Annotated in this window: 21 protein-coding genes and 1 pseudogene; 14 read left to right on the top strand and 8 right to left on the bottom strand. The window is 69.9% G+C overall.

The genetic code is table 11. From position 1 onward, the window contains the following. Window positions 1-31 precede the first annotated feature (31 nt). Window positions 32-1,687, bottom strand: coding sequence for an acyl-CoA dehydrogenase family protein (locus tag AB0J09_RS13550; protein ID WP_360689602.1), 1,656 nt, complete (start codon window positions 1,685-1,687; stop codon window positions 32-34). A gap of 31 nt (window positions 1,688-1,718) precedes the next feature. Here AB0J09_RS13550 and AB0J09_RS13545 point away from each other — a divergent pair, with 31 nt between their 5' ends. Continuing rightward, complete coding sequence (locus AB0J09_RS13545) at window positions 1,719-2,444, top strand: PaaX family transcriptional regulator C-terminal domain-containing protein (RefSeq protein WP_360689600.1); 726 nt, start codon at window positions 1,719-1,721, stop codon at window positions 2,442-2,444. 1 nt (window position 2,445) lies between these two features. Here the strand turns inward: AB0J09_RS13545 and AB0J09_RS13540 are convergent, their stop codons facing one another. The 3 genes from AB0J09_RS13540 to AB0J09_RS13530 form a co-directional block, all read right to left on the bottom strand. After that, the gene (locus AB0J09_RS13540) at window positions 2,446-3,429 is read right to left on the bottom strand and encodes a hypothetical protein (RefSeq protein ID WP_360689598.1); all 984 of its coding nucleotides are present in this window, start codon (window positions 3,427-3,429) and stop codon (window positions 2,446-2,448) included. 108 nt (window positions 3,430-3,537) lie between these two features. Then, on the bottom strand, window positions 3,538-4,935 hold the full coding sequence (locus tag AB0J09_RS13535; RefSeq protein WP_360689596.1) for a glutamate--cysteine ligase: 1,398 nt from the start codon (window positions 4,933-4,935) through the stop codon (window positions 3,538-3,540). Between the two features lie 35 nt (window positions 4,936-4,970). Beyond that, entirely contained in the window at window positions 4,971-5,681 is a 711-nt protein-coding gene (locus AB0J09_RS13530; RefSeq protein ID WP_360689594.1) for an SDR family oxidoreductase, read from the bottom strand. Between the two features lie 104 nt (window positions 5,682-5,785). Between AB0J09_RS13530 and AB0J09_RS13525 the strand changes: the two genes are divergently transcribed. From AB0J09_RS13525 to AB0J09_RS13505, 5 genes are all read left to right on the top strand, one after another. Beyond that, window positions 5,786-6,616, top strand: a complete 831-nt coding sequence (locus tag AB0J09_RS13525; protein WP_360689592.1) for a helix-turn-helix transcriptional regulator — start codon at window positions 5,786-5,788, stop codon at window positions 6,614-6,616. A 1-nt stretch (window position 6,617) separates the two neighbouring features. Next, window positions 6,618-7,655 carry a zinc-dependent alcohol dehydrogenase family protein gene (locus AB0J09_RS13520; RefSeq protein ID WP_360689590.1) on the top strand — a complete coding sequence of 346 codons (1,038 nt, stop codon included), beginning with the start codon at window positions 6,618-6,620 and terminating at the stop codon, window positions 7,653-7,655. A 219-nt stretch (window positions 7,656-7,874) separates the two neighbouring features. Further along, a complete protein-coding gene (locus AB0J09_RS13515; RefSeq protein WP_360689588.1) occupies window positions 7,875-8,843 on the top strand; it encodes an aldo/keto reductase in 969 nt (322 codons plus the stop codon). 40 nt (window positions 8,844-8,883) lie between these two features. Then, entirely contained in the window at window positions 8,884-10,563 is a 1,680-nt protein-coding gene (gene polX / locus AB0J09_RS13510) for a DNA polymerase/3'-5' exonuclease PolX (RefSeq protein ID WP_360689586.1), read from the top strand. 331 nt (window positions 10,564-10,894) lie between these two features. After that, complete coding sequence (locus tag AB0J09_RS13505) at window positions 10,895-11,896, top strand: hypothetical protein (protein ID WP_360689584.1); 1,002 nt, start codon at window positions 10,895-10,897, stop codon at window positions 11,894-11,896. Between the two features lie 170 nt (window positions 11,897-12,066). Here AB0J09_RS13505 and AB0J09_RS13500 read toward each other — a convergent pair whose 3' ends face one another. Further along, window positions 12,067-12,777 carry a TetR/AcrR family transcriptional regulator gene (locus AB0J09_RS13500; RefSeq protein WP_360689582.1) on the bottom strand — a complete coding sequence of 237 codons (711 nt, stop codon included), beginning with the start codon at window positions 12,775-12,777 and terminating at the stop codon, window positions 12,067-12,069. 91 nt (window positions 12,778-12,868) lie between these two features. Here AB0J09_RS13500 and AB0J09_RS13495 point away from each other — a divergent pair, with 91 nt between their 5' ends. Both AB0J09_RS13495 and AB0J09_RS13490 read left to right on the top strand, forming a co-directional pair. Next, window positions 12,869-13,729 (top strand): NAD(P)H-binding protein, encoded by an 861-nt coding sequence (locus AB0J09_RS13495; protein ID WP_360689580.1) that lies wholly within the window; start codon window positions 12,869-12,871, stop codon window positions 13,727-13,729. 258 nt (window positions 13,730-13,987) lie between these two features. Further along, window positions 13,988-14,758, top strand: coding sequence for a hypothetical protein (locus tag AB0J09_RS13490; protein ID WP_360689578.1), 771 nt, complete (start codon window positions 13,988-13,990; stop codon window positions 14,756-14,758). A gap of 56 nt (window positions 14,759-14,814) precedes the next feature. Here AB0J09_RS13490 and AB0J09_RS13485 read toward each other — a convergent pair whose 3' ends face one another. After that, the gene (locus tag AB0J09_RS13485) at window positions 14,815-15,828 is read right to left on the bottom strand and encodes an NAD(P)-dependent alcohol dehydrogenase (RefSeq protein ID WP_360689576.1); all 1,014 of its coding nucleotides are present in this window, start codon (window positions 15,826-15,828) and stop codon (window positions 14,815-14,817) included. Between the two features lie 188 nt (window positions 15,829-16,016). Between AB0J09_RS13485 and AB0J09_RS13480 the strand changes: the two genes are divergently transcribed. From AB0J09_RS13480 to AB0J09_RS13470, 3 genes are all read left to right on the top strand, one after another. Beyond that, the gene (locus AB0J09_RS13480) at window positions 16,017-16,847 is read left to right on the top strand and encodes a helix-turn-helix transcriptional regulator (protein WP_360689574.1); all 831 of its coding nucleotides are present in this window, start codon (window positions 16,017-16,019) and stop codon (window positions 16,845-16,847) included. Between the two features lie 517 nt (window positions 16,848-17,364). Next, on the top strand, window positions 17,365-18,411 hold the full coding sequence (locus AB0J09_RS13475; protein ID WP_360689572.1) for a sulfite oxidase: 1,047 nt from the start codon (window positions 17,365-17,367) through the stop codon (window positions 18,409-18,411). Between the two features lie 142 nt (window positions 18,412-18,553). Beyond that, window positions 18,554-20,299 (top strand): wax ester/triacylglycerol synthase domain-containing protein, encoded by a 1,746-nt coding sequence (locus AB0J09_RS13470; protein ID WP_360689570.1) that lies wholly within the window; start codon window positions 18,554-18,556, stop codon window positions 20,297-20,299. Here AB0J09_RS13470 and AB0J09_RS13465 read toward each other — a convergent pair. Then, entirely contained in the window at window positions 20,237-20,782 is a 546-nt protein-coding gene (locus AB0J09_RS13465; protein ID WP_360689568.1) for a TetR/AcrR family transcriptional regulator, read from the bottom strand. The two genes, AB0J09_RS13470 and AB0J09_RS13465, sit on opposite strands and share 63 nt — an antisense overlap. A 198-nt stretch (window positions 20,783-20,980) precedes the next feature. Here AB0J09_RS13465 and AB0J09_RS13460 point away from each other — a divergent pair, with 198 nt between their 5' ends. Beyond that, window positions 20,981-22,300 carry an aldo/keto reductase gene (locus AB0J09_RS13460; RefSeq protein ID WP_360689566.1) on the top strand — a complete coding sequence of 440 codons (1,320 nt, stop codon included), beginning with the start codon at window positions 20,981-20,983 and terminating at the stop codon, window positions 22,298-22,300. A gap of 241 nt (window positions 22,301-22,541) precedes the next feature. Here AB0J09_RS13460 and AB0J09_RS13455 read toward each other — a convergent pair whose 3' ends face one another. Beyond that, the gene (locus tag AB0J09_RS13455; protein ID WP_360689564.1) at window positions 22,542-23,552 is read right to left on the bottom strand and encodes a polyprenyl synthetase family protein; all 1,011 of its coding nucleotides are present in this window, start codon (window positions 23,550-23,552) and stop codon (window positions 22,542-22,544) included. A gap of 272 nt (window positions 23,553-23,824) precedes the next feature. Between AB0J09_RS13455 and AB0J09_RS13450 the strand changes: the two genes are divergently transcribed. Both AB0J09_RS13450 and AB0J09_RS13445 read left to right on the top strand, forming a co-directional pair. Further along, complete coding sequence (locus AB0J09_RS13450; protein ID WP_360689562.1) at window positions 23,825-25,204, top strand: cytochrome P450; 1,380 nt, start codon at window positions 23,825-23,827, stop codon at window positions 25,202-25,204. Beyond that, window positions 25,201-25,538 (top strand): annotated as a pseudogene (locus AB0J09_RS13445) (hypothetical protein); the annotation flags it as partial. The gene AB0J09_RS13450 and the pseudogene AB0J09_RS13445, both read left to right, overlap by 4 nt.

Genomic DNA, 25,538 nt, shown 5'->3' with positions numbered 1-25,538 from the left:
GCCCTATGAGATCGAGTGAATATCCGGCACGTCAGAGGGCGACGGCTCCCTCTAGGAGGTCGTTGAACGGCTCCTCGGCCGCACGGTCGATACCGCGCAGCGGGCCGTGATCGGCGAGGTGCGCCTCGGCGTACAGGCGGGCCACGAGCGCCTTGCGGCCGTCGTCGAGCCCCCACGTGGCCTGGTCCTCCAGCAGCGCGGCGGCGTACACGTCGGCCATGAACTGCGCCAGCGGATACAGCCGCGCCTCTGCCACGGAGGGCTCCAGGGCGGCCCACGCCGAGAGAGCCTTGGCAAGGTCGTCGATGCGCGCGTGCACCAGGTCGGAGGTGGCCAGGTCGCGCAGGCGGTCGAGGAGGGGCAGGTGGGCCTGCTCCTTCACCATGGCGCGCCGCACGTCGAGGCAGAGGATGTTGTCGCCGCCCTCCCAGATCGGGTTGACCTGGGCGTCGCGCAGCAGCCGGGCCACCGGCCACTGCTCGATGTAGCCGTTGCCCCCGTGCACCTCGATCGCGTCGCTGGCCGCCGTCACGCCGAGCCGGGCGGCGCGGAGCTTGATCAGGGCGGGGGCGATGCGCAGGCGGGGGCCGACGTGGCCGTCGAAGACGAGGGCCTGGGCGGCCTCGACCTCGACGATCAGCTCGCCGAGCTTGCGGCGCATCAGCGGCTGGTCGATGAGCGGCCGTCCGAACGCCTCGCGTGCCCTGGCGTAGCAGATCGACTCCACGAGCGCGCGCCTGGCCACGCCGGCGCCCATCATGGCCACGCCGAGCCTGGAGGCGTTGGTGAGCTTCATCATGGTCCCGAGCCCCGAGCCGGAGCCCTCTCCCGACAGCGGGAAGGCCTCGGCGTCGGTGAACTCGACCTCTGCCGACGCGACCGACCTGGTGCCGAGCTTGTCCTTGAGCCGCCTGATCCGCACCCCGTTGCGGGTGCCGTCCCGGCGCTCCCACAGCACGAGGAACGGCGACACGGCCCCGTCAGGGCGCCTGGCCAGCACCACGAACGCGGAGCCGTTGGCGTTGGATGCGAACCACTTGAAGCCCGTCAGCAGCCACGCGTCGCCGGTGGGGACCGCCGTGGCCTCCAGCGCCGCAAGGTCCGAGCCGCCCGTCCGCTCGGTGAACATCTGAGCGGCCTCGCCGGAGTAGAAGCCGTTGGCGAAGATCTCCCGCACCCGTTCGCGTACGTCCTCCGGGGCGTACTTCTCGGCGAGGGAGACCACCATGTCCCCGCCCGTGCCGAGCGCGCAGCCCATCCCGATGTCGGCCTGGTCGAGCAGGTACGTCCAGGCGGCGGCGAGCGCGGCCGGGTTCGCCCCATGGGCCCGGGCCTCTTCGGCGAACGACGGCGAGGTGAAGTTGTCCTCCATGAGCGCCTGCCTGGCCGCCTGGAACGAGGGCGGCATGACGACCTGGCTGACGTCCCTGCCCCACTTGTCGTACTTCTCCAGCCGCGGCGGGTTGCGGTCGGTCTCCTCGGCACACTCGGCGACGAGCCCGCCCATCAGCGCGCCCAGCCTGTCCAGGTGCGGCTCGGCCCAGGCGAATCCCTCACCCAGGTGGCGCCGCATGAGCAGCCGCAGCGTGGGATCGCAGGTCCACCAGTTGCGGCCGGCCGCGCCCTGGTAGCGCTCGGTGGCGTAGCGGTCGCTGTGGTCGAAAGGTTCGATGAGATAGCGCCCCATACTCGCGAGTGTTACATATACTCGACACGCGATGGAAGAGCGTAACAACCTGAGCGCCAGATCGGCCGTGCTGAGCGCGCTGCTGGGCAGCCACCCGCCGCGCCTTCCGGCCCGTCATCTGGTGCACATCGGGGCGCTGTTCGGCATCGCCGAGGGCACCGTACGGGTGGCGCTGTCACGCATGGTCGCGGCGGGCGACCTCCTCCAGGACGGCCGCTTCTACACGCTCTCGGAGCGGCTCGTCGAGCGCCAGGCCCGGCAGGACGAGAGCCGCGACCCGCACACCAAACCGTGGGACGGCACGTGGGAGGTGGCCGTGGTCACCGCGGAGCGGCGGGCGCCCGCCGACCGGGCCGCGTTCCGGCACACCATGACCGCGCTGCGCCTGGCCGAGCTGCGCGAGGGCACCTGGATGCGGCCCGCCAACCTGGTGCGCGAGTGGCCGGAGACCGTCACCGCGCAGTGCACGCTGATCGACGGCCGCCCACACGGCGACCCCACTCCCCTGCTGTGGGACCTGGACGGCTGGGCGGCCGAGGCCCGCCGGCTCGAGCGGGCCCTGGAGCGGGCGGAGGGGCTGGCCGAGGGCTTCCTGGTCTCGGCCGCCGTGCTGCGCCACCTCCTGGCCGACCCCCTGCTCCCGGAGGAGCTGCTACCGGCCGACTGGCCGGGCGCGGAGCTGCGGGCCCGCTACGACGGCTTCGACCGCCGCTACCGCGAGGTGCTGTACGAGCACCTCAACCGTCTCAAGGACTGAGTCACAGGGGCACGCCGAAGATGATCCGCTTGTTCCTGAACTCGGTGACGCTCCACAGCTTCCCGCCCTGCACCGTCAGGTCCTCCGGCCCGACCGGGAAGCCCCTCGTCTCCAGCTTGCCGTCGGTGTGGACGAGCAGCTTGCCGTTGGCGGCCGCGCCGGCCGCCTGGCTCAGGTACCACTTCCCGCCCCACGAGACGGCCCCCTGGATCTTGGGCTGTCCCATCACGAAGGCGTCCTCGGGCTCACCGCCGGAAAGAGCGAGGGGCCAGCGGGCCACCCAGCCGCCCGGGTCGTTCTCCCGGTACTCGCCGCTGACCAGCCGCGGCGTGCCGCCGCTGCGGTCGATCGAGAGGAACGAGAAGTGCGGCCCCTCCTTCGCGACCCGCCAGAAGTCGGTCTGCGGCATCACGTACCGGTAGCCGAACGCGTGGAACTTGCCGTCGTGCCGCCCGATCCGTTTGGGGTCGCCCAGGTCGTTCTGGGCGGTACGCAGGTCGAGCACCCGGTTCAGGTCGAAGACGCGCAGCCCGCTCTTGGTGTCGGCGATGTAGACGAGGTCGCCGTCGCACGCGATGCCGCCCGCGTGGATGTTGATCGGCCCGTACGAACCATCCGGCTTCGCCTCGACCAGCAGTGCATGCTGATATTTCAGGGTTTTAGGGCTGAGGAAGGACACCCTGATGCCCCGCTCGCCCGCGTCCGGCTTGAAGTACCAGGTCGCCAGGAACGCCGGCACCCCGATGGAGCCGGACTCGTCGGAGCAGGTCAGCCCCTGCGGATACCAGTCGACGGTGTCCTCGTCCTTGTCGTCGAAGGCGTACCACTCGACGGGCCGCGGCCTCATCGACCCGATCGCGCCCGAGGCCCCCTTGTGTGCCGCGACCCGGTTGGCCTGCGCCAGCACCGCCTCGACGCCGGTGCTGCCGATCTCCCCCGCCAGCTTGGCCGCCCCTTCGGCCAGGTCGCCCGTCTCCCGCCGCAAGGCCAAGCGCGCCTTGTCCGTGGGAACCATCCCCGTTGCCGCCATTTGATCCTCACTTTGCCGTCCTTTGACCAAGTTTGACGGACGGCAAGCGACGGAGGTTTGCGTTCAGCGCCACAAATGTACCGGCAGCCCCGAAAGCGCCAGCTCGCGGTAAAGCTGTACGAGCCGCCCCCGGTCGCCGCGGAACCGCTCCAGTGCCTCGCGCTGCCACACCGCCCCCGTACGGCGCAGCCTGGTCCGCTGCGCGATCACGCCGAGCGCGCGGTCGGCGTCGGACGGCGTCACCCCGGCCGCGAGCAGCCCTTCCCGCGCCTCGGGCAGCAGCCGGAGCACGAGGTCGGCCGCCTCGAACTCGACGTCTTCGCCCGGCCAGGACAGCTTGGCGTCCAGCCCGTGCATGGCCGCGCGGTAGAAGTTCTGGTACGCCTGCGCGAACCGGTACCCGGTCAGATCCCGCTCCGCCTGCGACAACGTCAACCCGATCAGGAACGCCGTGTTCGCCGCCATGTCCGCGCACGAAGGCCCCGCCGGCAGCGCGCGCATCTCGATCCGCAGGTGGCCGCCGTCCGTCGGGTCGTAGACGGGCCGGTTCCACTGCCAGATCGTGCCCTGGTGCAGCCGCAGCTCGGGCACCTCGTACGGCTCCGCGTCGTCCGTGAGGCTGGGCATGACAGGGTCGTAGTCCCGCACGTACCGCTCGAACAGCTCGTAAGCGCCCTCACGCACCCAGTCGGAGCCGAACGTGACGCGCCCGTCCCTGCGCTCGCGCCGCTGCACGTCCCGGTCGTCGGCGGCCTCCTCCATCAGCGCGATCCGCGTCTCCTCCCACAGCTGCCTGCCCAGGAAGAACGGCGAGTTGCCGCACGCCGCCAGCACCGGGCCGATGGCGAGCTGGGCGGCGTTGAACAGCCGGGCGAACCGATCGGGCGGCGTACGCATGTGCACCTGCCAGGAGGTGTTGGCGCTCTCGAGGATCACGTCCTCCACCGAGAGCTCCAGATCGTCGATCTTGACCAGGAACGGCTCCAGCCGCAGCCGCCTGATGCCCCTGCTCATGGCCCGGTAGCGGTTCTGGTCGCTCATCGCGCCGACCGTGAAGTCCTCGGCGTCGAGCGTCGGCAGGATCCCGATGGGCAGCGCGCCGCCACCCTCCACGGCCTTGTCCACCTTGGTGATCGTCTCCTGCACCTCGTCGCCCAGCCGCGCGAAGGGCTCGCCGGCCAGGGGCGTCGGGGTCAGGTTCACCTCGAGGTTGTAGCGGCCCAGCTCGAGCACCACGCGCGGGTCGTCGAGGGCGTCGCGCACCTGGCTGTTGCGCGGCAGCGGCCGCCCCCGCTCGTCGATCAGGAACAGCTCCAGCTCGGCCCCGATGGTGGGCGGGCCCTGGCCGAAGCAGGGGGTTGCGAGCAGCTCGCGCAGTACGCCGAGCTGCTCCTGGATGCGTTCCCCGAAGGCGGCGTACTCCGCCTCGGTGAATCGCTCTTTATCCAGATCTCGTCCCATCACCCCCTTCTGTCCGATTCATTGGGCTTGACACCTCACCAAGGGAGCACGCCGGCATCCTCCAGGTACGCCCCGGTAGGGCCGTCGGCGTCGAGGGTCGCGAGCCGCACGGCGATGGCCGCCCCCTGCTCGGCCGTCCTGAACCCGGTGTGCCCGTTGAGGTCGGTGGCGCAGTAGCCGGGGTTGGCCGCGTTCACCTTGATCGGGGTGTCCATCAGCTCCTTGGCATAGCTGACGGTGATCATGTTGAGCGCGGTCTTGGAGGAGTTGTAGGGCAGGGCGTTGAACTGCCAGTAGGGGGTCTCCGGGTCCATCGCCATGGTCAGCGAGCCGAGCTCGCTCGTCATGTTCACGATCCGCCCGGCCTCCGACTGCCGCAGCAGCGGCAGCATGGCGTTGGTCACCGCCACCACGCCGAACACGTTCGTCTCGTAGACCTCCCTGACCGCCGCCACAGGGGTGGTGCTGGGGGTGATGGCGCTGATGTCGCCGCCGATCGCGGCGTTGTTGACCAGGATGTCCAGCCTCCCGTACTCCTGCTCGATCCACTTCGCGGCGGCGGTCACGCTCGCCTCGTCGGTCACGTCGAGCCGCACGTACGGCTGCCCGAGCCGCTCCGCGGCGGCCCGCCCGCGCTCCTCGTCCCGCGCTCCCACGATCGTGGTGACGTCCTGCCCGGCCAGCAGCCGCGCGATCTCGTAGCCGATTCCCTTGTTGGCGCCCGTGATGAGTGCGATCTTCGTCATGCCTCCACATTCACGCAGGTCGCAGTCGGTCCGGGAGAGACCTGGAGAGCCTGGTATCAGCGGTACCACCTACGTACAGGCCGCCATGACGGAGGATGGAGGACATGAACCGCGACGGACTCGCCGACTTCCTGCGCATCAGGCGCGCCCACGTCACCCCGGCCGGAGTGGGTCTGCCGGCCGGGGACCGGCGCCGCACGCCAGGACTGCGGCGCCAGGAGGTCGCGCAGCTGGCGGGCATGTCGATCGACTACTACATCAGGCTGGAGCAGGGCAGGGGCCCGCATCCGTCGCGGCAGATCCTCAACGCGCTGGCCAGGGCGCTCATGCTGAGCCAGGACGAACGCATCCACCTGTTCCACCTGGCAGGCCAGGCCGTGGAGGCCCCGCAGATCAGAGAGGACGTACCCGAGAGCCTGCTGCACCTTATCTCCTTCCTCGAGGAGGTCCCCGCGTACGTGCTGGACGCCCGCTACGACATCCGCGCCTGGAACCCCCTGGCCAGTGCCCTCATGGGCGGCCTCGAAAGCGTGACGGACGAGAACAGGAACGTCATCCGCTGGGTCTTCATGTCCCCCGACATCGCCGAGCACCTCGACGACGAGGAGAAGAGCCGCTTCGCCCGCTCATCGGTGGCCGATCTGCGGGCGGCCATGGGCTGCTACCCCGACGACCGCAAGCTCCAGGCGCTGGTCGCCGAGTTGCTCGCGCTCAGTCCCCACTTCGCCGAACTGTGGTCCAGGTACGAGGTCGAGGTCCGCAGGGAGCAGCGCAAGCAGGTCACGCATCCGGCGGTCGGCACGATCGACGCGATCTGCCAGGTCATGTCCGTGCCCGACCGTGACGACCTCCGCCTCGTCCTCTACACCACCGAACCCGGCTCGCCATCCCACCAGGCCTTGCGCGACCTGCGGCAACTGACTCTAAGCTCATGAGATGCAAGCGGTCGCCTTTGATGTCTTCGGTGGAGAGCTCGACGTGCGCGAGCTGCCTGATCCGTCCCCCGCGCCACATGGGGCGGTGATCAGGGTCGAGGCGACGGGGCTGTGCCGTTCCGACTGGCACGGCTGGCAGGGGCACGACCCCGACATCAAGGTCCTGCCCCACGTGCCGGGCCACGAGCTGGCGGGCATCGTCGAGGCGGTCGGCTCCGACGTGCGCGGCTGGCTGCCGGGGGCGCGCGTGACCGTCCCGTTCATCTGCGCCTGCGGCTCGTGCCCGTCGTGCGCCACCGGCGACCAGCAGGTGTGCGAGCGGCAGACGCAGCCGGGCTTCACGCACTGGGGCTCGTTCGCCGAGTACGTGGCCATCGACCACGCCGACGTCAACCTGATCGCGATCCCCGAGGACATGGCCTTCGTCACGGCGGCCGGGCTCGGCTGCCGCTTCGCCACCGCGTTCCGCGCCGTGGCGCAGGTCGGCGAGGTACGTCCCGGCGAGTGGGTGGCGGTGCACGGCTGCGGCGGCGTGGGCCTGTCGGCCGTGATGATCGCGACGGCGGCCGGGGCCCGTGTGGTGGCCGTGGACGTCAGCACCGACGCCCTGCACCTGGCCGAGCTGGCCGGGGCCACGCACTTCGTCAACGGCTCGGCCGGTGACGCGGCGGCCCAGGTCAGGGAGCTGACCAGGGGCGGCGCTCACGTCTCCATCGACGCGCTGGGCAGCCCGCAGACATGTGCCGCCTCCGTCGAGAGCCTGCGTCGCAAGGGCCGTCACGTCCAGGTTGGGCTGCTGCCGGGAGGGCCGACTCCGGTGCCGATGGGCCGGGTGATCGGCTACGAGCTGCGGCTGCTGGGCAGCCACGGCATGGCCGCGCACGCGTACCCGCCGATGCTGGAGATGATCAGGGCCGGGATCCTGCACCCCGACCAGCTCATCACCCGCACGATCGGTCTGGCCGACGCAGGCAAGGCGCTGGCCTCGATCGGATCGGTGCCGGGCGTCACGATGATCATTCCTCGCTCCGGACACTGATCGTCCGGAGTCCGGGTCCGTTCGCCGAAAATCCGGTTATTGGTCTGACCGTTACAAAGCAATACTCTTCACAATCGAGTCAATACGTCAGGATCAGGGAGCCCGCAGACGTTGTAAGCCTGGCCGACCGCAAGGACACCTCAGCCGCGCTACCCGGGCGGCGGAGCCGTGGCGACGCCCCTGATTAACCGGACCAATCGGACCCGTATCGTAGGCGCCATGGAATACGCAAGACTTGGCAACACCGGTTTGAAGGTCTCCCGCATCTGCCTCGGCATGATGAGCTACGGCGATCCCGCCAAGCAGCAGTGGGCACTGGCGCGCGACGAGGCGGAGCCGATCATCCGCAGGGCCGCCGACGCGGGCGTGACGTTCTTCGACACCGCAGACACCTACAGCCGGGGCGCCAGCGAGGTGGTGACCGGCGAGGCGCTGCGCGCGATCTTCCCCCGGCGCGAGGACTACGTGCTGGCGACCAAGGTGTACTTCCCCATGGGCAGGGGCGCCAACGACGGCGGGCTGTCACGTAAGCACATCCACGCCGCCATCGACGCCTCGCTCCAGCGCCTCGGCACCGACTACGTGGACCTCTACCAGATCCACCGGTGGGACTACGAGACGCCCATCGAGGAGACCATGGAGGCACTGCACGACGTGGTCAAGGCCGGCAAGGCCCGCTACATCGGCGCCTCGACCATGTGGGCCTGGCAGTTCTCCAAGGCGCAGCACGTGGCCGAGCAGAACGGCTGGACCAAGTTCGTCTCGATGCAGAACCACTACAACCTCCTCTACCGCGAGGAGGAGCGCGAGATGCTGCCGCTCTGCGCCGACCAGGGCGTGGGCGTGATCCCGTGGAGCCCGCTGGCGCGCGGCGTGCTGGCCAGGGCGGGCTCGTCGGCGACGACCGCGCGGACGGGCTCCGACGAGCGCATCGACTTCCTGTACGACCCGGAGAACGACAAGGCCATCATCGACCGGGTGGCGCAGGTGGCCAGGGACCGCGACCTTCCGGCCGCCCAGGTCGCGCTGGCCTGGCTGCTCCACCAGCCGACTGTGACCGCGCCGATCGTGGGGGCCACCAAGGACCGGCACGTGGACGACGCCGTGGCGGCCATGTCGGTGTCGCTGACGGAGTCGGAGCTGACCTTCCTCGGCGAGCCGTACCGCCCGCGAGAGGTGCGCTTCTAACGGTTCCCGGATTGTCGGCCCGACCTTCTAGGGTGTGGGCATGCGGGCAAATGAGGAGGCGGCGGCGGCGCTGCAGGAATACGCGGAGTTGTTCGCGCTCTGCGGCGGCGACGCCTTCCGGGTGCGCAGCTACCAGAAGGCGGCCAAGGCCATCGCCGGGTTCCCTGAGGACATCTCGGTGGTCGACGTGCGCGGCGTTCCCGGCGTTGGGGAGGCGATCGCCAAGAAGATGGAGGAGTTCCTGCAGCGCGGGAGCTTCCGCCAGCTCGACGACCTGCGGGGGCGGGTGCCCGAGGGCGTGCGCAGGCTGACGCGGGTGCCGACGCTGGGGCCCAAGACGGCGATCATGCTGTTCGAGGACTTCGGCATCGACTCCCCCGCGGCGTTGAGCGAGGCGATCACCTCCGGCCGCCTCGACGGCGTCAAGGGCCTCGGCCCGAAGACGCTGGCAAACCTGCTCAAGGGCATCGAGCAGCTCGAGCAGTCGGGCCGCCGCGTCCACATCGGCGTCGCCATGTCGCTGGCCGAGCAGGTGATGGCCTCGCTGCAGGCCGAGCGCATGGCGTACGCGGGGTCGCTGCGGCGGATGAAGGACACGATCGGCGACATCGACATCCTCGCTGTCGCGCCCGAGTCCATCATGGCCGGCTTCCGCGCCCAGCCCTACGTCGCCGAGGTCATCGCGGCCGGCGACAAGAAGACCTCGATCCGCACGACGTCCGGCATCCAGGTCGACCTCCGCGTGGTGCCCGCCGAGTCGTGGGGCGCGGCGATGCAGTACTTCACGGGCTCCAAGGAGCACAACGTCGCCATCAGGGAGATGGCGGTGAAGAAGGGCTGGAAGCTGTCGGAGTACGGCCTGTTCGAGGGCGAGCGGGTGATCGCCGCCGCCTCGGAGGAGGACATCTACGCCGCGCTCGGCATGCAGTACGTGCCGCCGCCGATGCGCGAGGACGGCGGCGAGGTCAAGGCGGCGCTGCGCGGCGAGCTGCCGGCGCTGGTGCGGCTGGAGGATCTGAAGGGCGACCTGCACACCCACACCGACCTGACCGACGGCATCGCCTCGCTGGAGGACATGGTGGCGGCCGGGCACGCCCGCGGCTACGCGTACTACGCGGTCACCGACCACGCCCCCGACCTGGCGATGCAGCGGATGACCCTGGACAAGGCGCTGGAGCAGCGGGGGCAGGTGGCCGAGCTCCAAGAGAAATACCCCGACATGCGCCTCCTGCACGGCACGGAGCTCAACATCGCCCCCGACGGGTCGGTCGACTGGCCCGGAGAGATCCTCGCCGAGTTCGACGTGTGCGTGGCCTCGGTGCACTCCCATTTCGGGATGTCACGCGACGAGATGACCCGGCGCTTCATCGCGGCCTGCGAAAACCCGTACGTGGACATCATCGGGCATCCGACCACCCGCAAGATCGGCAAGCGGCCGGCCGTCGACGCCGACTGGGACGCCGTCTTCCGCGCGGCCGCCCGCACGGGGACCGCCATGGAGATCGACTCCTTCCCTGACCGGTCCGACCTGCCGTCGGACCTGGTGCGGCTGGCCAAGCATCACGGGGTGAAGTTCTCGATCGACAGCGACTCGCACGCGATCCCGCACCTGGCGAACCAGCTGTTCGGAGTGGGGATCGCGCAGCGGGCCTGGCTGACCACGGATGACGTCATCAACACCTGGCCGCTGGACCGGCTCCTGGCCTTCCTCGGCCGATAACGCCAACGGCGTCGCCTTCTCGACACGACAAGGCGACGCCACCAGAGCCCTTCGGCCGGCAACGCGGCGCCCTTTACGTTGTAGATTCACATCTCGCTCCCTCCTCTTGGCGCCGGTGCCCCACTGGCCGCCCCCGCCTCACCGCGGCTGAGCCGCCGGTGCGCACCCCCCTTACGGGGGATCTTGCCATCGCCCATCTGAGGGAAGACCCGTGCGATCTTCCCCTCCAGGGGGGATCCCCGCGCGGGCGGCCGGCGGAAGGATCATCAGTGTCGGGCGTCGGCACGGAGAATGCGAGGGCCAATTGACGCGGAGGTCACCAGGGCAGGAGGTGCGGCCGGCCGCCGGGATCGTCGGCGCGCGGTGGAGCTCCGCACGCAAAGTAGCGGGCTATTCGGCCGCGGTGACGATGTCGCTCTATCTGGTGGTCAAGGTCATCTGGATCGTGGCCGCGCTGGCCGGGCATGGGCCATCGGACATCGGCACCGCCGGCTGGGTCGGGCTCAACACCGTCACGGTGGGGATGTCCGCGGCCGGGGTCGTGCTGGGACTGGCGTTGGCCCAGCGATGGGGGCGGCGGCTGCCCGCACTTCCCGTGATCTTCCTTTCCTGGGTGGGGGCCGGCTTCTTGGTTCCGATGCTCCCGTACATGATGATCAGCGCGGTCCTCGATGCGTCCGGCGTGGACCAGGGCGGCGGCCAAGCCGGTGGCGCGGAGTCGGTGCCCGGGTGGGAGACGGTCTTCATCGGCATCGGTTTCGCCGGGATGGCGGCAGGGCTGGCAGTGGCCCTTCCGATCTACCTGAGGGAGAGATGGCCGAGTCATTTCCTGGGGCGGGTCGGACAGAGCCGGCCCCGCGTCTCACGCTGGGCCAGGCCGGGGATGCTCGCGGCCGTGGTGCTGGGCTTGCTCTGGCTGTACTGGGGGTTCGGCGGGACGATCGGTCTGGATCCCGCCCATCTGGATCTCAACGGGCGACTGCTGAACGGGAACGCGGGACTGTGGGCTCTGATCGGTGGCTGGAGCATGCTGGCGCTCGATCGTCGTCGCCCTGCCCGGCTGCCGCTGTGGGTTCCGATGACGCTGGTATTCGCGGCTTCGGGGTCGCTGTTCGCCTGGAGTTGCTGGAAGCTTCCGCTGGCCGTCATCCGGCCCTGGGACTACATGCCGGCGGAATATCCCGTTGTCGCGGTGATCGAACATGTTCTGAGCATCGGCGCGAGCGTGGCCCTTCTGGTCGCTGCCATCAAGCTCCCCGCTGCTGATGCGCATGGGCCGAAGACCACCGTTGCGGCGGCGGAGATCCGAGGGAGCACCGCGCCCTCGGAATGAGGGCACTGCCCCAGCAAGGCGGCCGGCCAGGTGGCGGGACTTGGACTGAAGCTCGGGTGCGGTACGGCCGGCCTCGGCGAGATGCTGGAGCCCAGGGTGCCGCAACTCGTGCTGCGTCCAGCCGGTATGTCAGATGCATCAATCCTGTGTCACATCAGTCCGGCGGATGGTCATGGGGCTCTTTCGGCGATGCGGTCAAGCCAGTCTCGCATGAGGTTTCGCTCCGAGGCGGTCAGGGCGTCGCTTTGCGGCAGGACCGCGCGGAGGGCGACGGCGGCCGCCATGGGACCGGGCGCGGCAGTGGCGGGCGCGTCTGTGGTGATCGCCGCGATGACCGCCTCGCGGACCGCGTGGGACAGCGCCGGGTCGCGGCGGTGCTCCGGCGTGGCGATGAGCGTGAGTGTCGTGCCGCAGCCGGCCGCGTGGACGAGGGCCGCGGCACGCTCCTCGGGGATGCGCAGCCGACCGGCCTCGGCGATCCGCCGGATGTGCTGGGCGAGGATCTCGGCGGCGGCGTGGGCCGCCGGTGAGGACGCACCGGGACGGGGCTGGCCGTACATCAGCGTGTACAGCGCCGGGTTGGCCAGGCCGAGACCGACGTGCAGATCCCAGCCGGCGCGAAGGTCCTCGACCGGGTCACCGGTGGGTTCGACGCTCGTCTTGCTGCTCAGGTAGACCGTGAAGCCGTGGGTCGCCACCGCGTCGAGCAGGCCCTGCTTGTCGCTGAAGAGCCGGTAGATGGCCGGGGGCTGCACACCGGCAGCGGTGCTTACCGCCCTGGTCGAGACCGCGTCGGGCCCACCTTCCGTGAGCAGCCGGATGGCGGCGGCGATGATGCGGTCGCGGGCCCCGTCCGCGGTGGTCAGGTCACCCTTCTCCATGGTTCCAACGATAACAGATTTTTGTTATCAGCTATTCGTTTCCACTGACACGCTTCCGACGTTATCATCGGAAACAGCTGGGAGATCTGGCATGATCATCGTTACCGGAGCCAACGGCATGCTTGGCCGCGCGGTCACCGAGAGGCTCCTCGATGACGTCCCCGCCGAGCAGATCGGCGTAAGTGTGCGTGACACGGAAAAGGCCCGGGCGCTCAAAGAGCGGGGCGTGCGCGTCCGCCGGGGCGACTTCACCGACGCGGCAAGCCTCGCCCACGCCTTCGAGGGGGCGTCGAAGGTCTTGGTCGTGTCGGTCGACACCACCGGCGAGGAGGCTGTGAGCCGGCACGGCATGGCGATCAAGGCTGCGGCGGCCGCCGGAGCCGGCCGCATCGTCTACACCAGCCACATGGGCTCAAACCCGTCCTCCCCCTTTCCACCCATGCCGGACCACGCCGCCACCGAAGCGCTGCTCCGGGAGTCAGGCGTACCCTTCACGGCGCTGCGCAACGGCTTCTACGCCTCTTCGGCCGCCATGCTGCTCGGCGCCGCCCTCGAGACAGGTGAACTGATCGCGCCGCAGGACGGGCCGGTCGCATGGACTGCCCACGCCGATCTCGCCGAGGTGGCGGCGCTCGCTCTCACAACCGAGGACCTCGACGGGGTGACGCCCGCGTTCACCGGTCCAGACGCGATCGACATGGCCGGCATCGCGGCGATCGCCGCAGAGCTCACCGGCCGGCCGATCCGCCGGGTCCTCGTACCCGACGCCGACTACCACGCGAGCCTGCTCGCGCACGGCCTGCCCAAGCCGGCGGCCGACATGCTCCTCGGCATCTTCCTCGCCAGCCGGCAGGGCGAGTTCGCACCGGCCGGCCCGACACTCGCCCGCATCCTCGGCCGGCCTGCGGTGCCATTGACGGACGTCCTGAAGGAAGCGATCGCGATCCGGTAATCAGCTCGAGTGCGCCAACGCGATCGCGAGGTCGTCTCCGGCGAGGGCCCCGCCGGACAATGATCAACCGGGCCGCGCACAGCTCGCCGACGGGCACGTCGAGCAGCCCACCCTGGCAACCTGAAACGAGACGTTCATCGGCCGCCGTCAACCCTGAGGATGACAAACTCTGGGCGGATGTGCCGCGGCCAAGAATACGAAAGAGTGTTCCCGCCAGCCCGCCCGCCACCACGGAGGCCACCGCTACAGATGAAGAGGATGCTGAGAGACCGGCCGCGCAAGCTGTGGGCCCGGATCCTGGCGGCGCTGACGGCCCTGCTGGTCGCCGCCGTCGCCGGAGTCGTCCTGGCCTTTCCTTCGGTGGCCGCGACCACCTGCCCCGGTTGCTACGGCCTCACCGAGCTGGAGCAGGGCGTCTACGCCGAGCCCGGCCTCTCAGAAGCCCAGAGATCACAGATAAGGCAGGTGGCCGCGGACGCCCGCAAGCGGGTGGCGACCTTCTATGGCACTCGAGTGAGCTCACCCACGCTGCTCGCCTGCCTGACGGAGTCCTGCTACGAGCACATCGGCGGCGGTAAGGAACGCGGCATAGCGATCCTCAACCGCTCGGTGATGCTGTCGCCACGGGGCGTGAACGCGGTGATCTCCTCCCACGAGATGTCCCACGTCGAGCTCCACAGCCGCCTCACGTCGGGAGCGGCGGTCCCGCAGTGGTTCGATGAGGGCCTGGCCGTCGTGGTCTCCGACGACCCTCGCTACTTGGCCTCGAAGTCGTCCCCGGACCGCTGCCTGGTCGCGCCGACCGCCCCGCTTCCTGCCACGCTCGAGGAGTGGACGGGCACAGCAAGCAAGGATCCCGGCACGTACGCCAAGTCCGCCTGCCAGGTGAGCCGCTGGCTCCACCAGAACGGAGACCATGCGGCCATCCTGTCCTTGATCGAACGCCTCAACGCCGGCGTACCATTCGCCTCGATCGTGAAGCCCACATTGCCCAGCCGCACCGAGCCGCCCCCACCCACGCGCCAGTGACCTCCATCCCCGATCGCCGACCAGCGGGCTCGGCACGGTGCGCGAGGTCCAGACCGTCAGTCGCGACTGATGATCACTTTGCCGAAGCCGCCGCCCGACTCCACGTAGCGGAAAGCGTCTGGGGCATCTTCGAACGGGAACACCCGATCGAGCACCGGACGCAGCCGATGGGCCTCGACGGCGCGGTTCAGCTCCACGAAATGGGTCCGGCTGCCCGTGGCGACGCGGCGCAGCACCGCACCCGCCCCGAACAGGGTCGCCGGGTCGATGGGCCGGGCTCCCTCGGCGCCGGAGAGCGTGTAGCCGACGAAGGCGACCTCGCCGCTGACCGCAACGGACTTCAGCGACTGCTCGAGCGGCCCCGTCGCATCGATGACGTGATCGGCGCCCACACCGTGGGTGAGGGCACGGACCTTCTCCCACCATTGCGGGTCATCCCGGTAGTTGATCACTTCGTCCGCCCCGAGTGCTTTCAGCCGCTCGGCCTTGGCGGCACTGGACGTGGTCACGACCACCCGGGCACCGGCCAGCTTGGCGAACTGCAGCACGAACAGCGACACGCCTCCCGACCCCAAGGTCAGCACGGTCGCTCCGGCGCGCAGCGCGCCGCCCGTGGTCAGGGCGTTCCAGGCGGTCACCGCCGCCAACGGCAGCGCTGCGGCCTCCTCGAACGACAGGTGCTCCGGGATGTGCACGACGCCGTCCTCCCTCAGTACGGCGTACTCCGTCAACATGCCGTCGACCGTCGTCCCGAGCTGCGCGGCGTTGTCCCATATGAACGGACCATCCAACCAGCGGGGAAAGACGGTGGCCGCCACCCGGTCGCCCGGCTTGACCCGGCTGACGTCCTCGCCGACGGCCACGACCTCCCCCGCCCCTTCACAGCCGGGCACCACGCCGGGCCTGATCGGCAGCGGATAGTTGCCGGCCAGCACCATCAGGTCACGGAAACCGAGCGAGTTCGCGCGAACCTTGACCACGACCTGCCCACGCCCAGGTTCCGGTTCGTCGTGGTCCTGGACCGTCAGCCCGGTGAGGCCATGCCCCGGATCAAGGTGATAGCTCCTCATTTGAACGACCTTTCACGATCTCGTGATCATGCGTGAAGGCCGGCCCCGCGGCGCCGGGAACGGTCAGTCGGCGGACGATTTCGGGGGCGGTCTCACGCTCCATGCCGCGATCCTCCGCGGTGTCCGGGGCGTCCAGCAATTCCCTCGAGGGAATCGCCGGTGTGGATGGGACTCGATAGAAATGTCTGGTGAGCAGCACGATTGAACGGAGCGGCGTCGGCGCGGAGCTGAGTCGCTGGCGCCGGGCGCGTCGGCTCAGCCAGCTCGAATTGTCCACGCTGGCCGGCACGACCCAGCGTCACCTGAGCTTCATCGAGAGTGGTCGCTCCCAGCCCGGTCGGCCGCTCGTGATCCGGCTGGCCGAGTCGCTCGGCCTGACGCTGCGGGAGCGTAACGATCTGCTCACCGTGGCCGGGTATGCGCCGATGTTCGCCGAATCAGGCTTGGACGAATCCGCGCTGCGCCCGGTCCGCGTGGCCCTTGAGCAGATCCTGCACGGACATATGCCGTATCCGGCGCTCGTCATCGCACCCTACGGGCGGGTGGTGGCGGCCAACGACGCCGTCGAGGTGTTCACCGAGGACGCCTCCCCCGAGCTGCTCGCACCGCCGGTCAACATGCTGCGCCTGATGCTCCACCCGGACGGGATGGGCCGCAGAGTGCGAAACCTAAACGAGTGGGGCCGACATGTCATCGAGAACCTTCGAGCCAGGGCGCGGCGGAGTCCGGACCCGCGCCTGGACGCCTTCGTCGCCGAGCTGGCCGAATACGTCCCACAGACCCCGGTCGGCCCCGGACACCTCGGCTTCTCCGTACCGATGCGGTTGGCGTCGGCCGACGGCGAGCTCCGTCTGATCACCACGCTGACCTCGTTCGCCACTGCGACCGACATCACGCTCGCCGAACTCCACCTGGAGGCGTTCCTGCCGGCCGATGAGACCACCGCCGAACTCCTTCGCATCCGGGCCGAGCGACGCCGAACCGGAAAGCACGACCACCAGGGGCATCCACGTCAGTGACCCGACAGGGCAGGCGATCATGCCCGCGGCTGCAGCCGGTCGACGGGGAACGTCCGTGGCGTTGGCGGCACCAGCAGGGAGCGTCCGAGGCGATCGACGACACCCGGCGGGTAGGCGGTCGGCGGTGGGGCGGTCCGCCCGCTGACGTCAGGGCTTGCAGGGCTGGTGACACGTACCACCGAGGTGCAGGCCGGAGCGGGAGACCGAGTTGCGGTCCGCGCTCACTGGCGCCTCAGCTGGCAGGGCTGGTCACACGGGCTTCCGACGGGCGGGAGAGGGACCAAATGGCGGTCGCCGGCGCCACAGCCGACAGGGCTGGTGACATGGGCCGTCGAGGGGCGGGATAGCCGGGCCGGGGGTCGGTTCCCGGCTCCCCCGCGTCGGGTAAGGCCCGAGGTGGAGAAGTGGAACGTTCCTGTACTGGTCGGACAGAGTTTGGCAACGAGGGGCGCCATGGAACGGCCTGAGGAGATTAAATGGTTTACAGGTAGGAAATAAGTACTAGGAGGTGACTGCCATGAAGCAAGCGACGGCGGCGATCGTGAAGCCGCTGCCCGACCACCTGTTCAGAGTGCACGGCCTGAACGCGGAGATGCGGTGGGAGGCCATGTCGGGGCAGGGATACCACACCCCGAACGACCGGTTCTTCGTGCGGAACCACACCTCGACCCCGATCATCGATGTCACCACATGGCGGCTGCGGGTACACGGCGCGGGCGTTCGATGTCCGCGCGAGTTCAGCTACGAGCAGCTGCGGGCCATGCCGTCGCGGACGTTCGACGTGGCGATCGAGTGCGCCGGGAACGGGCGGCGGTTCTACGGCACGCAGCAGCACGACGCCGCCCCGGGCACGCAGTGGGGGCTGGGCGCAATCGGGGTCGCGCGGTGGCGCGGGGTGCCGTTGAAGTACCTGCTCAAGGAGGTCGGGCTGCTCCCCGGGGCGGTCGACGTGCTGCCGACCGGGCTCGACGCGCCGTTCGAGGATCACGGGCACGTGCGCAGGCCGCTGCCGATCGGCAAGGCCATGGACGACGTCCTCGTCGCCTACGAAATGAACGGCGAGCCGCTGCCCCCAGACCATGGATTTCCGGTGCGGCTGGTGGTGCCGGGATGGGTGGGAATAGCCTCCATCAAATGGCTGGGCAATATAGAAGTTTCAACAACAGAGCTTTTCACGCCATGGAACACGGTCTTTTACCCGGACGTCACGGTCCAGCCGGTGAAGAGCTCGTTCGAACTCCCCTGGAATGCGCGGCTGCCCCTCGCCGGCCCCCATATCCTGCGCGGACGGTCCTGGTCGGGGCGGGGCAGGATCGTCCGGGTGGAGGTCAGCTTCGACGGCGGGCTCAGCTGGCGCCAGGCGGAACATCACGGGCAGCACCTGGTCAGCGCGTGGCTGCCATGGCACATTTCATGGGCCCCCCGCCATGCGGGGGCTCAGGTGCTGATGGCGCGGGCCACCGACGAGACGGGCGCCACGCAGCCGCTGGTCACGCCGCGGCACCCGTTCGGGTACGGGTTCAACGCCGTCGTGCGCCACCCCATTGACGTTGTCATTGGATAGGTAATTGTCACCGATCCCGACTGAGCTGGGAATTCACTAAAGTCTGGTACGGCACACCTGAATTCATCTGAAAGACTCTCGCGGAAACCTTCCGGAAATCCCTTCGTGTGATGCTGCACAGATCACGGGAAAAGGAGAGCAGATGCGCCAGCTGACCGCACTCGACGCCCAGTTCCTCAATGTCGAGACCGCGACCACCGCCGCACACGTGGCCGGCCTGGCGATCCTCGACCCGGCTGACGGAGCGGTCAACCGGGAGGCCCTGGCGGAGCTCCTGCTCGAGCGCCTCCACCTGTCGCCCGCGCTCAGCCTGCGGCTGGCGGAGGTGCCGCTGGGGCTGGACCACCCGTACTGGGCGGCCGACCCGGACTTCGACATCGACAACCATCTCTTCGAGCTGACGTTGCCTGCCCCCGGGGACGACTGGCAGCTGGCCGAGGCGGTGGCGGCGATCCACGCGCGCCGGCTGGACCGGGCACACCCGCTGTGGGAGATGCACCTGATCAACGGGCTGGCGGACGGAAGGGTCGGCGTCTACACGAAAGTGCACCACGCCGCCATCGACGGCATCTCGGGCGCGGAAACCCTCGCCACCTTGCTCGACCTCACCCCTGACGGCCACCTCACGAGGAGAGGCCTCTCCACCGCGCACGCCGACCGCCCCCGGCCACGTACCCGCCCGATAGCGGCCCGCGCCTCGGACGGCTTGAACGGCGGGCACGGCACGAACGGCCACCGCACGTTGGATGTCGATCGCGCCGCCCACGACGCCGACACCTTGGATCATGGCTCCGCCGCTAACGGCGGCCCCGCGGTGAACGGCCGCGGCATCGCGAACGGCGGTAACAGCGCGAACGGCGGCGGTAGCGCGAACAACGTTCCCGTACCGGTGAAGCGGGGCATCCCCGGGCTGCCCGAGCAGGACGTGCCCGGGCTGGTCGCCATGCTGGCAGGCGCGGCCATGCGGACGGCGACCCACCCCGTGCGGGCCGTCCAGTCGGTCGTCAGGGCGGCCGAGGACCTGGACGCCATCCCGCTGGCGGCGGGCATCCCCGGCGCCAAGCTCATCGCCAAGGCCGCGCGGCTGGTCTCCGGCGACCGGCACGACCGCCCCGAGCTTCCCAGCCTCACGGTCCCCCGGACCCCGCTCAACGGCCCCATCAGCGCCCGCCGCCGTCTCTCGTTCGGCTCGCTCTCGCTCAAGGACGTCAAGAACGTCGCCAAGACCAACGGCATGAGCGTCAACGACGTCGTCATGAGCCTGTGCACCTCGGCCCTGCGCTCGTGGCTGCAGCAGCGCGACGCGCTGCCGGAGGCGCCGCTGATCGTCGCCGTCCCCGTGGCGGTGCGTACGGCCGAGGCCAAGGATCTGGTCGGCAACCAGATCTCCGCCATGGTCGCCCCCTTGCCCACGAACGTTCCTGATCCCAGAGAGCGCCTCCAGGCCGTCGGCACCGCCATGAGCAGGGCCAAGCGGCGTTTCGCGCTGGCCCCGGCGACCTGGCTGAGCGAGCTGTGCTCGATGCTGCCCGCCCCGCTGACCAGCCTCGCCACGCCGGCGATCTTCCGGCTGGCGGGGATGGCGTTCCCGCCGGTCAACCTCATCGTCAGCAACGTGCCGGGCCCGCAGTTCCCGCTGTATCTGTGCGGCGGGAGAGTGCTGTCGTACTACCCGCTGTCCGTGCTGACCGACATGAGCGGCGGCCTGAACATCACCTGCTTCTCCTACGACGGCATGCTTGACTTCGGCATCGTGGCCTGCCCTGAGCGGATGGACGACGTGTGGGGGCTGCTCGGCCACCTGCGTACGGCGCTCGACGAGTTGTTAGACGAGCGAATGGGCGATGAGTTCCGCGACGGCGTCGGGATCGATCTGGTGGCCCGTTAGCTGGCAGAGGTTCTCCTGGTAGAGCAGGACGGCGGCGAACGTGGCCGCCGCCACCTCCAGCCTGGCCGCGTCCCCGCGCGCCCCGGGCAGCGCCAGCTCCAGCGCGAACCTGGAGCGCCTGATCAGCTCGCCGTTGAGCCGCCCGAGCCGTTCCTTGACCGAGCCATGGGTGTCGGCCTCCCTGAACAGGATGCGTCGCATCGCAGGTGAGGCCCGCAGCGGGAGGCCGCGCGCCAGCTTGGACAGCGTGCGCGCCGGGTCGCCGGGCACCGCGTCGACCTCGCGCCCCTCCTCGACCAGCGTGCGTTCGTCGACGAGGGCGACCAGTACGTCGATCTTGCGCGGGAAGTAGTGGAAGATCAGCCCTTTGGGCACTTTCGCCAGCCGGGCGATGACCGCGGTCGGGGTGGCCTCGTAGCCGCCGCCCGCGAACAACTCCTCGGCCGCGTCCAGGATGCGCGTGCGCGCGTCACCGATCACCACAGCTCGCACGATAGCGCCACCTGCGACTTCACCGCCATCCCGGGAAGGCGAGACCCCCGTGCCCGGCCCTGCCCGTCCGACCCCGTTGCGCCACGCCCCGCGGTCGCTGCTGCTCCTACGCGGCTACTCGCCGCTGGAGACGGGCGTGCGACTGCTGCCCGCCACCCGGCCGCACTCGTCGCCTCACCGCCGGCTCCGGTGCCGGCCGCGCGGATCGGCGTGCGTACGGTGCCGGCGGGCGGCCTGGCGGGGACCGGGCTGGGGTTCCAGCTGCTCTACCTGGCGCCGAGCCCGCTGGGTTACTGGCCGATCGCGGGCGCGCTGACGCTGGTCGGCGCGGGGAACGGCGCGCCGGCGATCGCCTCGGCCGTGGTCATGTCGGGTACGCCGGCCGCGAAGGGCGGGGGCGCCCGGCGTGGCCGTTCTGGGCAGTGTCGCCGCCGTCTACCGTGGCGAGCCGGCGTACGAGGCAGTCGCGGGCGAGTCGCTCGGCAGGGCCCTGGACGTGGCCTCGACCTGTCGTCCACCCCGTCACTGAGCGAGGGGGTGGCATCGGGCCTGCACAGTGAGGGTGCCGATAATGGCGTAATGAGATCAGTAGGCACGACGGACCTGTCCGTTTTCCCGATATCGCTCGGTACAAATGTCTTCGGCTGGACGGCTGACAAGGAGTCCGCGTTCGCGGTGCTGAACGCGTACGTCGAGGGCGGCGGCAACTTCCTCGACACCGCCGACGTCTACCCGTACTGGGTGACCGGCGAGTCCACCTCGGAGATGATCATCGGCGAGTGGCTGCACACCCGCCGCAACCGCGACTCGATCGTGCTCGCCACCAAGGTCGGCATGCTGGAGGGGCTGAAGGGGCTGGCCCCCGCGACCATCCGGACGGCGGTCGAGGACTCGCTGCGCCGGCTCCGTACCGACTACATCGACCTCTACTGGGCGCACGTGGACGACCACGACACGCCGCTGGTGGAGTCGCTGGCGACGTTCGACGCGCTGATCCGCGAGGGCAAGATCCGGTACGCCGGGGCATCCAACTACGGCGCGGACCGGCTGGCGGAGGCGCTCAAGACCTCCGACGAGGAGGGGCTGGCACGCTATGTGGCCCTGCAGCAGCAGTACAACCTGGTCGAGCGCGGTTACGAGAGCGAGCTGCGGGACGTGGTGGCCCGGGAGGGGCTGTCCAGCACGCCGTACTTCGGGCTGGCGCGCGGGTTCCTGACCGGCAAGTACGCGCCGGGTGTGACGATCGACAGCCCTCGGGCGGGGGTGGCGGCCGAGTACCTGCAGAAGGAGCACGGGCGCCGGGCCCTGGACGCGCTGACCAAGGTGGCGGCCGAGCGCGCGGTGGCTCCGGCCACGGTGGCGCTCGCCTGGCTCGCCGCCCAGCCCACGATCGCGGCGCCGATCGCCAGCGCCCGGGACGTGGCCCAGCTCGAGCCCCTGCTGGCGGCCGCGGAGCTGGCGTTGAGCGAGGAAGAGCTGACCCTCCTGGACGAGGCCTCCCGCCCCTGACGCGCGTACGGCGTCCCGCTGCGCCCGCTCCGTACGGGTCCACCGCGCACCCAGCGCATGGACACGCTCCCGCGCCAGAAGAAACCTGGCGCGATGGGCCCGTCCACGCGGGGGGCGCGGCGAGGGACGCCTAGCGAGGTGGCGATTGTGGGCGTACACGGCGAGGCGCGGCGGGGCCTGCACACGCAGGGAGCCGACGTGCGTGCGCGCACAGGCGCAGGTGCCGGGGCGGGTGCGGAGGTCAGTGGGCGCGGTTCACCAGTGAGGCGCAGAGGGCGCGCAGGTCCGTCGCGCCCGGCAGGCATTCGTCCATGACCGCCAGCGCCGAAGCGAGGTGCCGATCGGCCTGGGCCTGGGCGGCGGCGCGGCCGCCGGCCTGCTCCACCAGGCGGGCGGCGTGGCGTAGCGAGTCCTCGCCCGAGACACCGGCCGAGAGGAGGGCGGAGAGCTCGCGGGCGGCGGGGTGGTCGGCGGCGAGGGCGGCGAGGATGGGAAAGGTCTTCTTGTCGCGCCGCAAGTCGGAGTACACGGGCTTGCCCGTCCTGCGCGGGTCACCCCAGATGCCCAGCATGTCGTCTGCGATCTGGAAGGCCACCCCCAGGTCCAATCCCATCTCCCACATGCTCCCGGCGAGCTCCGGCGCGCCCCCGAGGGAGACCCCCGCGGCCGCGGCGGCGCCCAGCAGGCCGCCGGTCTTGCCCGCGGCCATCGCCGTGTACTCGGAGATGGTGACCGCGTTGGGCCCGCGCCAGGGCCGGTTCTCGAAGGCCATGTCGGCGGTCTGCCCGTTGACGAGCTCGATCAGCGCCGCCGACAGGTACTTCATCGCCTCGGGCGACCCGGAGAGCTGGTTGATGGCCAGGGCGAGGAGCGCGTCGCCGGCCAGGAGCGCCGGGCCCACGCCGTACGCCTTCCAGAGGGCCTCCCGGTGCCGCCGCCGCTCGTCGTGATCGATGATGTCGTCGTGCACCAGTGAGAAAGCATGCACCAACTCCACCGCCACCGCCCCGGGCAGCGCGGACTCGGCGGTGCCGCCGACGGCCTCGGCACTGAGCATGACGATGGCCGGCCGCACGCCCTTGCCGCCGTCGCCGTTGTGTGGCCGGCCGTCCGCATCCGACCAGCCCAGAGCGAACGCGGCCATCCCGGCGCCCCACGGATGCAGGGCCGAGACCGCCTCACGGAGAGCCGGTTCGAGAAGGCCCCGGAAACGGGCCATGGCGTCGCCGCCCAATGGATGGCTGAGATTCAAACGGTGCTCCTACCCCGGTACGATCTTGAATCTACATGCATAAGCATGTGATACTCCACCCATCAATTGACATTTGTCAGGAAATGTCCGTGACGTGAGACGGACACCGTACGCGATGGAGGGAGTACTCGTGGCGATGAACTCCGCCCCACCGGGAGGGCCGCCACCACCTCCTCCAAAATACGACAAAGCGGACAAATTTCCAGCAAGCACGATAAAGCCGCATAGCTAGCTCTTAGTCGTATATCGCATTCGGATCGGGGATCGCCGCCATGTCGTACGCCACGGAAACCTCCGTGATCAGCCCCCAAGTCGTCCCCTTTTACCGGGCCATCCCCCGGTTGCTGAAAGACCCGGTCGCCGAGCTGGCCAGGATGGGCGCAGAGGCCTCGGGACAGGTCGTCCGGGTCGACCTCGGCCCCTTCCGCCCCTATCTCGTCTCACACCCCGACCACGTCCAGCAGGTGCTCACCGCGGAGTGGAACAACTTCGCGCGCGAGGGCATGTTCTGGCGGCCCGTACGGCGCCTGACCGGCAAGGGCATCCTGCGCGAGGGCGCGGAGTGGACGGACGCCAGGAAGATCCTCCAGCCGCTCTTCACCGCCAAGTACACGGCCACCCTGGCCGAGGACATGGCCGACGCCATCGCCGAGCGCGTCCTCGAGCTCGACGTGCACGCGTGGACGGGCCAGCCGATCGACGCCGCCGACCAGATGACGGCGATCATCAACCAGGCCATCGTCAAGGTCCTCTTCGGCGGCCGCATCTCGCGCGACACCGCCGAGCGGCTGGCGCCGGAGTTCGCCACCTGCGCCACGTCGATCGCCTTCCGGCTGCTCTTTCCCTTCATTCCGTACTCGATCAGGGTTCCCGGCGATCGCGCGTACATGAGAGCCACGAACAACATCGACGAGATCGTCTATCCCCTCATCGAGCAGGCGCGCCGCGAGGGCGCCCGCAGCGGCAAGGCCGACCTGATCGCGGTGCTGCTCATGGCCAGGGAGCAGCAGGACGGCAGGGTGGATCTGGAGCAGGTCCGCGACGACCTGGTGAGCATGTACGCCACGGCCACCGAGACCACGGCGATGTCGCTGACCTGGCTGTGGGCGGTGCTGAACGATCATCCCGACGTCAGCGCCCGGCTCCATGAGGAGATCGACGACGTGGTGGGCCAGGAGCCGGTACGGCCTGAGCACGTGCCCCGGCTCAGCTACCTCCACACCGTCCTGCAGGAGCTGTTGCGGCTGTATCCGGCGGGCTGGCTCATCCCCCGCCAGGCGGTGACGGACACGGAGATCGGCGGCGTCCGGATCAAGGCCGGCTCGCAGGTTCTGATCAGCCCGTACACCACCCACCGCCTGCCGGAGTTCTGGGACCGGCCCCTGGAGTTCGATCCCGGGCGCTGGGCCGGCGACGGCGCCACGCCCAAGCATCGTTACGCGTTCTTCCCCTTCGGCGCGGGCCCGCACTCGTGCCTCGGCCAGAACCTGTTCCGCATCGAGGCCCCGCTGGTCATCGCCAACCTGCTGAGCAAGTACCGGCTGGTGCAGACCAACCCCCAGCCGCTCACCGCCCTGCCGGGAGCGTCAGCACGGCCGAAGCAGCAGATCATGCTGCGGCTGGTCCCGATCGAGCGGAACCCGCAGACATGAGCCACGCAGGCATCACCGCCGAGGCGGCGGCCGACCTCGCCACGCACGCCGGCGAACTGATCGAGAGCCTCATGCTCCGGCCGTGGGGACAGGTGTCGCCGTCGGTCTACGAGACCGGCCGGGTGGTCGCGCTGGCCCCCTGGCTGACGGGTCACCTGGACCGGATCGACTACCTGATCGGCACCCAGCGTCCGGACGGAGCCTGGGGCGCGCCGGACGGGTACGGTCTCGTGCCGACCCTGAGCGCCACCGAGGCGATCCTGACCGCGCTGGCGCGCGAGGACCCGGGCACGGACCGCGAGCGCCTCGCGCAGGCGGCGGAACGCGGGCTGCG

This window comes from Nonomuraea sp. NPDC049784 (genome assembly GCF_040659615.1).
Lineage (GTDB): Bacteria > Actinomycetota > Actinomycetes > Streptosporangiales > Streptosporangiaceae > Nonomuraea.
Note: the sequence above shows the minus strand (reverse complement) of the source record. Positions and strands in the feature narration are given on the sequence as shown.